General features: G+C 39.1%; 14 protein-coding genes. 10 read left to right on the top strand and 4 right to left on the bottom strand.

Going from position 1 to position 12,289, the window contains the following annotated elements; genetic code table 11:
• Positions 1 to 52 precede the first annotated feature (52 nt).
• The 9 genes from F6K06_RS09260 (at position 53) to F6K06_RS09225 (ending at position 7,885) form a co-directional block, all read left to right on the top strand.
• On the top strand, positions 53 to 514 hold the full coding sequence (locus F6K06_RS09260; RefSeq protein WP_124143860.1) for a hydrogenase maturation protease: 462 nt from the start codon (positions 53 to 55) through the stop codon (positions 512 to 514).
• A gap of 273 nt (positions 515 to 787) precedes the next feature.
• Positions 788 to 1,051: a hypothetical protein gene (locus tag F6K06_RS09255; RefSeq protein ID WP_124143861.1), complete on the top strand. Its 264-nt coding sequence runs from the start codon at positions 788 to 790 to the stop codon at positions 1,049 to 1,051.
• A gap of 290 nt (positions 1,052 to 1,341) precedes the next feature.
• Positions 1,342 to 1,668 (top strand): hypothetical protein, encoded by a 327-nt coding sequence (locus F6K06_RS09250; protein ID WP_124143862.1) that lies wholly within the window; start codon positions 1,342 to 1,344, stop codon positions 1,666 to 1,668.
• 516 nt (positions 1,669 to 2,184) lie between these two features.
• Positions 2,185 to 3,831 carry a hydroxylamine reductase gene (hcp, locus tag F6K06_RS09245; RefSeq protein WP_287243521.1) on the top strand — a complete coding sequence of 549 codons (1,647 nt, stop codon included), beginning with the start codon at positions 2,185 to 2,187 and terminating at the stop codon, positions 3,829 to 3,831.
• An 890-nt stretch (positions 3,832 to 4,721) separates the two neighbouring features.
• Complete coding sequence (locus tag F6K06_RS09240; protein WP_124143863.1) at positions 4,722 to 5,720, top strand: hypothetical protein; 999 nt, start codon at positions 4,722 to 4,724, stop codon at positions 5,718 to 5,720.
• Between the two features lie 13 nt (positions 5,721 to 5,733).
• Positions 5,734 to 6,024, top strand: coding sequence for a hypothetical protein (locus tag F6K06_RS09235; RefSeq protein WP_124143864.1), 291 nt, complete (start codon positions 5,734 to 5,736; stop codon positions 6,022 to 6,024).
• Complete coding sequence (locus F6K06_RS33855; RefSeq protein WP_124143865.1) at positions 6,017 to 6,127, top strand: zinc ribbon domain-containing protein; 111 nt, start codon at positions 6,017 to 6,019, stop codon at positions 6,125 to 6,127. Before F6K06_RS09235 ends, F6K06_RS33855 begins: the two co-directional genes overlap by 8 nt.
• Before the next feature lie 650 nt (positions 6,128 to 6,777).
• The gene (locus tag F6K06_RS09230; RefSeq protein ID WP_124143866.1) at positions 6,778 to 7,002 is read left to right on the top strand and encodes a hypothetical protein; all 225 of its coding nucleotides are present in this window, start codon (positions 6,778 to 6,780) and stop codon (positions 7,000 to 7,002) included.
• Between the two features lie 16 nt (positions 7,003 to 7,018).
• Positions 7,019 to 7,885 (top strand): NifU family protein, encoded by an 867-nt coding sequence (locus tag F6K06_RS09225; RefSeq protein ID WP_124143867.1) that lies wholly within the window; start codon positions 7,019 to 7,021, stop codon positions 7,883 to 7,885.
• Between the two features lie 165 nt (positions 7,886 to 8,050).
• Here F6K06_RS09225 and F6K06_RS09220 read toward each other — a convergent pair whose 3' ends face one another.
• The 4 genes from F6K06_RS09220 to gcvT all read right to left on the bottom strand — a co-directional run bounded on the left by F6K06_RS09220 (position 8,051) and on the right by gcvT (position 11,357).
• Positions 8,051 to 8,302: a hypothetical protein gene (locus tag F6K06_RS09220; RefSeq protein WP_287286734.1), complete on the bottom strand. Its 252-nt coding sequence runs from the start codon at positions 8,300 to 8,302 to the stop codon at positions 8,051 to 8,053.
• Positions 8,303 to 8,405: 103 nt separating this feature from the next.
• Positions 8,406 to 9,311: a 30S ribosomal protein S6--L-glutamate ligase gene (gene rimK / locus F6K06_RS09215; protein ID WP_287245263.1), complete on the bottom strand. Its 906-nt coding sequence runs from the start codon at positions 9,309 to 9,311 to the stop codon at positions 8,406 to 8,408.
• Positions 9,312 to 9,338: 27 nt separating this feature from the next.
• Positions 9,339 to 9,791, bottom strand: a complete 453-nt coding sequence (locus F6K06_RS09210) for an ATP-dependent zinc protease (protein WP_287245261.1) — start codon at positions 9,789 to 9,791, stop codon at positions 9,339 to 9,341.
• 411 nt (positions 9,792 to 10,202) lie between these two features.
• On the bottom strand, positions 10,203 to 11,357 hold the full coding sequence (gcvT, locus tag F6K06_RS09205) for a glycine cleavage system aminomethyltransferase GcvT (protein ID WP_287245258.1): 1,155 nt from the start codon (positions 11,355 to 11,357) through the stop codon (positions 10,203 to 10,205).
• A 100-nt stretch (positions 11,358 to 11,457) separates the two neighbouring features.
• Between gcvT and F6K06_RS09200 the strand changes: the two genes are divergently transcribed.
• Positions 11,458 to 11,853, top strand: coding sequence for a hypothetical protein (locus F6K06_RS09200; protein WP_161564387.1), 396 nt, complete (start codon positions 11,458 to 11,460; stop codon positions 11,851 to 11,853).
• The last annotated feature ends 436 nt before the right edge of the window (positions 11,854 to 12,289 follow it).

Raw genomic sequence — 12,289 nt, 5'->3', positions numbered from 1 at the left:
TGACGGCTGTTTGCGCAGCATTCCGGAGGAAATGCTTACTAACAAATAAATAATGTTGACAATTATTGGTTGCGGTAATCTTAACCGTAGTGATGATGGGGTAGGAGTAATTATTGCTCAACGCTTGCAGCAATATTTGACTGAACATCCTCATCCGAATGTCCGGGTTTATGACTGCGGTACTGCGGGAATGGAAGTGATGTTTCAGGCACGGGGAACTCAGCAATTAATTATTCTGGATGCTAGTGCTACAGGTTCTGAACCAGGTGCAATATTTAAAGTTCCTAGTTCGGAGTTGGAAGCACTGCCAGAACCTAGTTATAGTTTGCATGATTTTCGTTGGGATAATGCTTTGGCGGTGGGTCGAAAAATATTTCGAGAGGATTTTCCTCAAGATGTAATTGTCTATTTAATAGAAGCTGAAAATTTGGATTTTGGTCTAGAACTTTCTTCTGTAGTTCAGCATTCTGCTGAGAAGGTTTTTCAAGAACTTATATCAACTTTAATTGATTAAGTACCCGTGCAAAATTAATTTAAAATTTTGGCATGAGGGAACAGAGAACAGGAAATATAACTGAGTAGTAAATATACAAATATTGTTCTTATTTACTTAGTTATCAATTACTGGAAATTGAGAATTAGGAGTGGAAAATTTGTCTTTTTAGCTTATTTCTTCTTCCTTAAATTTAGCCATCTATCAGTTTTTCTGAAAGTCAAGTAAAGCCAAAGAAAAAGCTGATAGCTGATGGCTAATTGCTGACCACTACTTTAACACAAGGAAATTATCATGAACGAACAAAGAACAGAACAATATTATGAATTAATTGATAAATTAGTGAAATGTCCTAATGGAAAAGAACCTGATGTTTTAGATGAAAATATTGAATTAGTTGATGCTGGTTTTGTGTCAGTTTTAATGCAAGTTGGTCAAGCACAAATTCATCATGGTAATCAAGATGGTGCTAAATTTTTATTCCATCTTGCTCGTGAATTAGCTAAACAATTAGGATTATATCCTGACCCTGAAGCTGCTACAACACCTGCCCATTGAAGAAGGAGTCAGTCCTCAGGAGTCAAGAGTCAGGAGAATGGAGTTGATGGGTATTCTCACCCCACCAACCGCATTTGCACCCCTGGTGACGGTGGGGTATTAAACCCATAAGGGTTAATGAAGTCAAAAGTTAACCCACCCCCTAACCCAACCCACCCCCGCCCCTCCCAGGAGGGGATCCAGGAGGGGAAGTAGGGAATTTGAGCTTCGCTCCAAAAATATTTCGCCTTAAAAAGCGGGGTTGCGCGACCCATATTATTTTGATAAAGATCATGTAGATAGTTAATGTTATGTTTTCTCAGACAGAAGCAGAAAAATTAGCCATTGATTTTTTGGGGAATGATTGGGAAATTCCCCAGACAGAACAAGAATGGTTTACTATTAGAAATACGAAACAAGAGCCTAATTGGTATATTGTGGAAGTAGCAATAGAAGGATATCCTGATTATTGGATTCTTCAGGTTTATGATACGGGTGAATGTGACCCTTGTTATACTTTTGTCTCTCCTTTAAGTGGTTCTCAAGATACAGATGATTTGCAGGAATTACCAGAATCTATTGCTAATATGATTAGCTTTGAGCGTAATTCACAAATGTCTGCAACAGCAAAAGTTTGAATATACAGCGTTTCCCGTTGTTATGAGGTACAAAATTTTAGGTTTAAGGGAACAGGGAACAGGGAACAGGGAACAGAAAAGAATAAAAAAACTGTACATCATAGCTTCGGAAACTGCTGTAAAATACTAAATCAAGTTCGATATCTTGGGGAATATTAATAGTTGAAATCGGTTATTTATTCTGATTTTTTTACTATTAAAATACATCCATCGAACTTGATTTTGTTGTATATAGAAATATTAAGTTTTAATGAAATTAAGTCCTTTGAAGAAATATAATAGTTTATAGCTAGTCAATACAGCTAGTCAGTAGTAGACTGACACAGCTAAAACTGTGCAATAGATTTTTGTTTCTAGGTGTCTTGATCCCCTCATCCCCCATCCCCCCATCTCCCATCTAATGCAACATTTAAAGTGTGTCAGTCCAGTAGTCCAGTAGGGTGTGTTAGCGGTAGCGTAACGCACCGAAACGAAACTACAGTAAAGAACACCAAATAGGAGAAAAAAATTATGTCTATGTTTTGCGAACAATGCGAACAAACTGCCAGTGGCCAAGGATGTCATCAATGGGGAGCTTGTGGCAAAAGTCCAGAAATCAACGCCATACAAGATTTATTGGTTTACTGCTTGCGTGGGTTGGCAGAAGTCAGACTCCGAGCAAAAGAATTAAATATTCCCACTAGAGAAATAGACGTTTTCATCTGTGAGTCAATATTTGCCACAATGACAAATGTTAACTTTAACAAAAAAAGTTTTGCTGAATATATCAAGCAGGTGATCGCTCACCGGGAAAACCTGAAAACCAAAATTCAAGAAACTAATACATCTATTCAATGGTCTGCTTTAGCTAACTACCAACCAGACTATACAGAAAGCTTATCTCTCCAAGGCGAAAATGCTTCCCTGAAATTTATTACTCAGTCTGGCAGTAATGTTGATATCTTCTCTCTCAAACTCACCGTTATTTATGGCATCAAAGGAGTTGCCTCTTACAATTTCCACGCTCAGGAGTTGGGAGAAGAAGATGAAAAAAATTATGACTTCATCGCCGAAGCATTAGTTGCCTTGGATAACCAAGACCTTACCCTTAATGACTGGGTAAACCTAGCATTGAAAGTGGGAGAAATTAATCTCAAAACAATGGAACTTTTAGATGCAGGTCATACCAAAACCTATGGTCATCCTGTTCCCACTACCGTACCGTTGAACCCCCGGACAGGAAAAGCAATTTTAGTTTCCGGTCATGATATTAGACAACTCGCAGAAATCTTAAAACAAACTGCGAATACTGGCATTACCGTCTACACTCATGGAGAACTTTTACCTGCCCACGGTTATCCGCTTTTGAAGCAACAATATTCTCACTTCTACGGTCATTATGGCACCGCTTGGCAGAATCAAACTAAGGATTTTGCTAAATTCCCTGGCCCAGTTATTGTGACAACTAATTGTTTGATGCCTCCCCATGAAAATTATGAGGATAAGTTGTTTAGTATTGGTCCGGTGGGATATCCCGGAATGACTCATTTAGATGCGACAACAGATGGTATGCCTGATTTTACTTCTGTAATTCAAAAGGCGTTGTCGATGCCTGGGTTTACTGAAGATGGAGAACCAAAACAGGTAATGGTTGGTTTTGCTCGGAATACAGTGTTGAATGTTGCTGATACTGTAGTAGAGGCGGTCAAGCAAGGAAAAATTCGTCATTTCTTTTTAGTAGGTGGTTGCGATGGAGCAAAACCTGACCGCAATTATTATACGGAGTTTGTGGAAAAGGTTCCAGAAGATTGTGTGGTTTTGACCCTTGCTTGTGGTAAGTTCCGCTTTTTCGATCGAGAAATGGGTATGATTGGGGAAATTCCTCGGTTGATGGATGTTGGTCAATGTAATGATGCTTATTCAGCTATTCAAATTGCTGTAGGTTTGGCAAAAGCGTTTAATATGGGTGTGAACGAGTTGCCGTTGTCGATGATTTTGTCTTGGTATGAGCAGAAGGCGGTAGCTGTATTGTTGACTTTGTTATATTTGGGAATTCAGGATATTCGGTTGGGGCCAACTTTACCAGCGTTTATTTCGCCCAATGTGTTCCAGTTGTTAAGCCAAAAGTATAATTTACAGGCGATCGCTACTCCGGATGAAGATTTAGCTGCTTGTTTAGGTTGACTGGGATGTTTATCGTATAGCTAAGGAGTCAGGAGTCAGAACTCAGGAGTCAGAATTCAGGATTTAGTAGTTAGAAGTAAAGAAAGGATTTGAATAGCATGAATTTTTAAATTTGTATTCAAATAGACATCTGGTAAAAATCAGAAATAAAATCAATTCTTATCCATAAATTATCAATTATTCCCCTCCCAGGAGGGGATCGGGGTGGGTTCCCTGTTGCTTTCCGGGGCTGTTGCCTGTTGCCTCTTTTCTGGAGATGTCTAATAGAATATCTGTATTAAGATCAGGAGTCAGAGATCAGGAGTCAGGAGTTAGCTATTGGTAGTGGACCGAGACACCTAAAAATGTAGGTTGGGTTTATCCTAACGGATAAGCTCCGCTAACACTTCGTTCTACCCAACCTACGGTTATTAATACCAATTTTATTTTCATCTAAATATAGCGCTGTGCGCAGGCAACAGCTCCGGAAGGCAACAGCTCCGGAAGGGGGAATAAAAAACTGATAATATAAGGCTTTTAGCTATTGGACACCTCTTGTCATTTGTAAATATGCCAGCGCACATTGCTATAAGTAACCAAGATAACAGTTTTTTTTAGTAGTAAATGGTATTTAAAGTATCGTTTTCATCAAAAAATTAGTCTGCTCTGCTTCCTCTCTAATCCCTCTGCCTTCTTCTTTACCTTCATCAATATTGGTTATGTCGAACGCCGGATTTAGCGTAGTATGCGATCGATAATATTACTCAAATTCGGCAAAAATATAAAAAGAGTATAAACAATAAGAGGGGAATTAAGAATATTGATAAAATAAAAATAACTTGAAAGTTAAACTTGGATAATCATAAAAAAAACAACATATTTTTGTTAAAAATACTAATTTATTAAAAATTGTGCTTCAAACTATTAGTGATACCTCCGTTAGAGCAGCACTGAATGCCATTGAATCTGAATCAGCAAATGTTTCAGAAAAAATTCAGATGCTGATAGAAATGGCAAATGGGTTGCAACAAAAACCAAAAGACCCTAAACAACTGGATAATGCTATTGGCCTATATCAACAAGCGATAGAATTATCCAGCAACGATTATCCTCTGCTGCAAGCAAGAGCATTGGTAGGAATGGCAACAGCCTTAAGAGCTATGCCAGGAGAAGGACCCGATCTATTGCTAGAGGCAAGAGAAGCTTATGAAACTGCCCTAGAAATATTAAGGGAAGAAGGAATACCTGAAGAAGTTGCAGAAGCAGAAATGAATTTAGGCTTGGTATTACAAGCATTAGTTAGTTTTAACTTGGCAACAATGAAACAGGTAATAGAAGCATATCAGCGGGGGTTACTAATATTTACCGCAGATAAACACCCACAAGAATATGCCATATTGCAGAATAACATCGCGATCGCTTATCTCTCGATGACCCTATCTCCAGAAAGAGAGGGTATGCGACAAGCAATGGCAGTACAATCATTTGAGGAAGCATTAAAGGTAGTTAACCTCATCGAACATCCCAACGAATACGCGATGTTGCAGAACAATCTGGCCAATGCCTTACAATACCTCCCCAGTCTGCATCCGATAGACAATAATTTGCGGGCATTGACTGCATACAATGAAGCCTTGAAAGTCCGTACAGCAAAAGATACACCATTAGAGTATGCAGCCACTATCTCTAATAAAGCCAACCTGCTATACAACTTACCAGATAATCCAAAACATCCAGAAACAGGAAATCAGCAAAATCTACTCCAGGCAAAAATGCTCTATGAAGAAGCTCAAGCAATTTTTTGTCAGTATAGCCAAGTAGAAAGAGCAACAATAGTTTCCGAAGCATTAGCAGCAGTAGAAAGCGAACTATCACTTTTTGATTTTGACTCAGCAGTTACTACTAGATAGGAGAATAAACAAAATGAGCGGTCTAATTACCGTTGTCAATACTCTGATTACAAACTTGGAAGCTATACCCAGCTTTCAAATTTTTATCAGTAACTTAGTTACTGGAGAGATTACAATACTAACAGCCATATTCTGGCTAGGAGTTGCTAGCGGAATTTCGATTATTGCTGGTGCTATTGGTGGAATATGGTTGGCAGGAAAAGATTTAGGTTATAGTCTAGCTGCCATGATTGGTGGATTGTTTGGCCCTGCTGGTGTGATTCCGGCAGTTATTGTTGGCTTGGCAATTTTAAAATTTGTTTAGGAGCTTTGACTGCCCTGAGTGTGGGATATCTATAGACCGCGATCTGAATGCGAGTATTAATTTAAAAAATGCGGTCCGCTTGACCGTCAATGCCTGTGTATGAGTAACCGCCAACGGTCTCAGTTGTTTGCATAGCATTCCGTAGGAAAGCAGGAAGTAAACATTAAAATGTCACTAATTATGCGGTGCGACCCCGCGTCGGCGCAAGACGCAAGTGGTCAGACCCCGCGACGATGCCAGCTCGCTTGCGGTCGGAACCCGCGTCGGCATCAGACGCAAGGGAATGCCGACCAAGAGAGGGAATGCTGACCAAGAGAGGGAACGCGCACCAAGAGAGACGTTTTATATCGGTTTTATGAAGCAGCAAGACATTGATTTAGGTAAGATGCACAGATGTTGAGCGTCTCCCTCGCTGATGGATTCGTATATCAAATCTGCTGCATCATATTTGTAAATCTTTGAAAAGATTTTAGTGGTTGGCAACGACAGGTTTGACAATCAGGTAGTCCTACTTGTGTAATGGTAGATGGGGATGAACAATGGTGCTTCATGGGAGCAAGATACGAGCAAGGAAGCAAGATGCTTCCACTGCTTTTGTCCTTGACCAAAATAATTAAAATAGACCACCATTACAATGCATCACTACCTAAATGTTTGAGTATTTGTTACAAACTTCAAACCATGCAATGAACATAAATGAATATATTCGTGCAACCCTACAATAACTAACAGTTGAAAAAAGGATAAACAATTATGCTAGAAGTCGGTTGGTTTAGTACCAAATTATTATTCAAAGGAAAACTACTACGAAATCCATTTTATTTTTTCAAACAAGTAGCCATAGGTACTTCTTTTGGTGCTCTATTACTAATAGTAATGGCACAAATGGGAACAACACTATTGTTTCCAATTATTATTTCTAGTTTGGCAACTGGAATCTCTATGCCATTTTTGCTGAAAGATTTGAAGTTGCAATAGGAAGAAAATAATAAAAATGACTCAAGCCAAACTTCCCTTGCAAGAGTCTGTGAGTCTAGAATCTCTAGTATCTGATATTAATCATTTTGAGCAGGTGATCGCTCATTGGGATGAAAATCAAAAAGTAGTGGTTGAAGGGTTGAAAAATGCCATAGAAGCATTACACAAAGAAGCTTTAACCCGATTAATTCGTAGTGTTAAACAGGAATCTATGCCAGCATTGCGTCAGGCAGTGCAAGATGAAGTAGTTTATAGTCTACTGCGCTACCACGAATTGATTAAACCACCTACGCCTTCTCTAGAAATCAGGGTTCAACAGGCATTAGATAGAGTGCGTCCAGGTTTGCAAAGTCATAATGGCAATGTGGAATTACTTGCCATAAAACTACCGGATACCGTGGAAGTAAAATTAGTGGGAAACTGTAGTAATTGTCCTGCTTCAACCTTAACCATGAAAGATGGAGTCGAGCAGGCAATTAAAACCCACTGTCCGGAAATCAAAAATGTGGTTTCGGTCAATACTCCAGTTAGTGGAAAAACAAGCAATACTATTGCCAGTCCCTTTGCTGCACAAGAGGAAACAGGTTGGGTTGCTTTAGCAAATATTGACCAGATACCGAAAGGTGGTATTTTAGCTGTTGATATGGATGGGTTGAAATTAATTTTGACTCGTGTGGGTAATGATGTTATTGCCTATCGTAATAGTTGTAGTCATTTAGCCAAACCTTTAGATGAAGGAGAAGTAATAGAAGGTATTCTCACTTGCCCATTTCATAACTTTAAATATAACTTAGCAACCGGACAATGTTTGACTGCTCCAGAAATGACCTTGCAACAGTATCCGGTAACTATAAGAAGCGGTCGAATTTTGATTAAGTTTTAGGTAGAGAAAAGTTTCAAGTTTTGAAATTAGATATCTGTGAAAAAGAATGTAAGGACATTCCAAGGAGCGTCCCTACAATTATTTTAGGAAATGCTGGGGCACAATAATATTTATGTGCCCTATTTTTATAGATTATGTCTCCTAGAAAACCACTTGATCTAGCAATTAGATGAGAGAAGAATCACTGATATTAGTTAACCGACTTGCGATCTGCTCTGGACTAGCTAAAGTATTTTCTAGAGTAGTTAAAAGTTGGTTATCTAATTTTAAAAGCGGGTAGTGGGTGGGGAGATGGAGAGATGGGGAGTGTGAGGAGATGGGGAGATGGGGAGATCGAGTCCGTTGGTATCGTTTGTGTAAACCTAAGGGTGAATATCTACTCTGACTCCTACCCCTGCCAAAAGACTTTTTCAGCAAACCCTAATTATTAATTATTAATTATTAATTATTAATTGTTGAAACCTACCACCTAATAACTTTACGGTCGCTAATTATCCGGACATAATATAACTACAACTTGTCAATCTTCAATGCGATCGCGCACTTGACCTTTTTCTGCATTCTTCTCTAAAAACTCAATTATCTTGCCAGAAACATCTACTCCTGTAGCTGCTTCTATTCCTTCTAAACCGGGAGAAGAATTCACTTCCATTACCACTGGGCCATGATTAGAGCGTAACAAATCTACTCCAGCAACTCTCAACCCCATTGCTTTAGCTGAACGCACAGCAGTTGAACATTCTTCAGGAGTTAATTTAATCTTTTCTGCTTTACCACCTCGATGCAAGTTGGAGCGAAACTCACCCTCAGCTCCTTGTCTTTTCATAGATGCTATTACTTTATCTCCTACTACAAAACATCGCAGGTCTGCACCACCTGCTTCTTCAATAAATTCTTGCACTAAAATATTAGCATCCAAGCCACGAAAAGCTTCAATAACTGACTTAGCAGCTTGATAAGTTTCTGTTAAAACTACTCCTATTCCTTGAGTTCCTTCTAATAGTTTAATGACCAAAGGAGCACCTCCCACGGTATTAATTAAACCATCAATATCTTTAGTGGAATGAGCAAACCCAGTTACAGGTAATCCAATTCCTTCTCTAGCTAATAATTGCAAACAATGTAATTTATCACGAGACCGAGAAATGCCTTGAGAAGGATTTGGGGTAAACACTCCCATCATTTCAAACTGTCTAACTACAGCCGTTCCATAAAATGTTTTAGAAGCACCAATGCGAGGAATAATAGCATCAAATCCTTCCAAAGGTTCACCCATATAAATCACTTGAGGCTTCATTGAAGTAATATTCATATAACACCGCAAGTAATCAATAACTTGCACTTTGTGACCTTGTTTTTTCCCTGCCTCTAGCAATTTTTTAGTTGAATAAAGAGTTGGGTCAGTGGATAAAATAGCGATTTTCATTTTGTTCTTTTCTACAATTTTTTCCTCTTATTTTTGACTATTTCTTGGGTTTTTATCTAAATAGGATTTGCCTGGGTCAATCAAGAAAAATTCTCGCACTGCTTGTCGCCCTAATAACATTCTAAATCCCATTAATTCCCGATTAGTTAATGTTAACTCAACTTGCCATTTTTTTTGCATTAAATGTACTTCTGTGAGAATAACAGGCCGTAATTCTGCTTGCCCACTAGAACTACGAACATGACGTTCATCTATTAATTGTGCTTCAGCAATTACCGTTTGATTCGTATCTCGTTGTTTAGGATGAATTTTAAATCTTACTCTTGGTTTATGATCAATTTCAAAGGTCTCAATATCAAAAGCGTGTAAACTAGAAGTACGAGCGCCAGTATCGATTTTTGCCTTGATTTTAGTAATGCCAATTTCCGGTAATTTTATCCATTCGCGCCAGCCAATAATTGGTAATTCTTGATGTTTCATTTTGAGTTTTAGGGAATAGGGAGTAGGGAGTAGGGATTAGGAGTTGTAGGGTGCGTTAGACGGTTAAAATTTAGACTGCGAAAACATTTAACAATCCGTCGTAACGCACCATTTGAGTTGTGTCACTCTACTACATACTATTACTTTTGACTTTTAAGTTTTAACTCATATCATAAGATGGTGCGTTACGGCGCAATTTTACGTTTTGAAGTACAACCACATTTACATGGTTGCGCCTCACGCACCCTACTGGACTGATACAGCTAAAACTGTGCATTAGGGGGTAGGGGAGTAGGGAAGTAGGGGACCCACCCCTAACCCCGACCGTGGAGGGGAGTATGGGAGAAATTAAAAAATATATATCTTCACCAAAACCCATGCAGGACTACCAAATATAGTTGTAATTTTTCCCTATTCCCTGTTCCCTATTCCCTGTTCCCTATTCTTTCTATAAAAGGGTCGCTTAACAACAATAGCTGCATAATTTTTACCCCTAACTTCTACCTCCAATTTTTGACCTACCTTAGCTAATTTTTTAGGTAAATAAGCTAGAGCGATCGCCTTTCCTAAACTTGGAGACTTAGTACCGCTGGTAACTTCCCCTACCACTTTGCCATCACTCAAAACAGGATAACCATGACGAGCAATAGAGCGATCGAGCATTTCCAAACCCACCAAACGTTTTGAGACTCCTTCTGCTTTTTGTGTTTCCAATACTTGACGACCAATAAATTCACCCTTTTTATCCAGATGAACTAACCAACTTAAACCCGCTTCCAGAGGAGTAGTCTCAGTATCAATATCTTGACCGTAAAGTGCCATTGCTGCTTCTAAACGTAGAGTATCTCTTGCTCCCAAACCGCAGGGAGTAACGCCAGCACTCAACAAACTGCGCCATAACTCCACACCCACGGAGGAATCTACCATAATTTCAAACCCATCTTCCCCAGTGTAACCTGTTCTAGCAATAAAACCAGGTTGCTCCAATACAGTAATATCTGAATGTCCGAAAAATCCAATTGCTGCCAAATTTTCCTTGACAAATTGTTGCACATAAGATTCTGCTTCCGGACCTTGTACAGCTAATAACACTTTTTCCTCAGAGACATCTTGAAATTTAACACCACTAGCTTCTAAATGACTTAATATCCATGCTTTATCATTAGCTTTAGTGGCAGCATTCACAATCATAAAACCCCGTGCTTCGTTGGTAAGGGGGTCATCACTTTGACGATAGAAAATAAAGTCATCAATAATGCCTCCCTCAGAGTTTAATAAGACAGTATATTGCGCTCTACCAGGTTCTAAACTGCTTAAGTCGGAAGGTACTAAATATTGGATTTTCTTAATTAGATCGTGACCTTGAGCGATAAACTTGCCCATGTGGGAAATATCGAACATTCCTGCTTTTGTGCGTACTGCCTCATGTTCAGTGCTGATGCTAGTGTATTGTACTGGCATTTCCCACCCAGAAAATTCTACCATTCTGGCCTTGAGTTCGCTGCATAGGTCATATAAAGGGGTGCGGGAGAGAGGTTGTGTATTAGATTCTGTTGATTTGGCCACTGGTATGTCCCTAATTTAGAATAAACTTTATTGATTTTAGGATATTGTGGTTATTTACAGAGGTTATGAGTCATGAGTCAGGAGGGAAGAGTCAATAGTCATGGATCATCCTGATTTCAATTCACCAGGTAAGTTTGCCGGATGGGGCTACTTTAGGGGAAGAAGACTATATACAGATCAAGGTTATGGTGCTCATCGAAATAGTATGTATGAAATAAATAGTAATCATGGTACAGCCTGCGCTGGTGTAGCTGTAGCGGAGGCTGATGCTGCGGTTACAGTCGTTGCTGCCCCTGGATTCGGCACGACCTTCCGTTTGTCGTTGCGGACAGATATAAACCACTTCATTTTTGATCAGAGGTCTTGCATGAGTGGATGTCCTTTTAATGGTAACAAGGTCTTCTTGAACGGCAATGACCTGTGCCGGATTGAATGTTTGTGCCATAGTTATTATGGTTATTATTGTTTATTGAAATTATTTAGAGGAATACCGTGATTATCAGCAATGTCATTATTATATTTTGCTTTGCGTTCGATTGATGGTAGTTCTAGTCTTTAGCATTAGTATTTGATTTAACCATAAGACTGAAATTCTAAGAATCAAGAGGACTTTTCACCTCCTAAAATAAAATGTTCTGCTTCCCTTGACAAGCAGGAGGTATTTTTTTATGATCATAAAAAAATACAGGGGGAGAATACCACCTCACCTCACCTCAAACCAGCAGTCGGGATTTCCCAGGTTAAGGAGTCCCGTGTAGTCGTGTAAGCGCAACATCGGAAGTATGTAAATAGGCAGGACAATAATTTTGACACTCTGCGGTCTAAAGACGCGCAGATTCTTAATTCGTCCAGAAATGAACTCTTAAAGGCGTTGTCAAAGCGCCTCTACTTAGTTGGCTCAAGTCAAGACCAAGCTTTCCAGATACTTTTCT

Origin of the sequence: Okeania sp. SIO1H4 (genome assembly GCF_010672695.1) — a bacterium.
Lineage (GTDB): Bacteria > Cyanobacteriota > Cyanobacteriia > Cyanobacteriales > Microcoleaceae > Okeania > Okeania hirsuta.
Note: the sequence above shows the minus strand (reverse complement) of the source record. Positions and strands in the feature narration are given on the sequence as shown.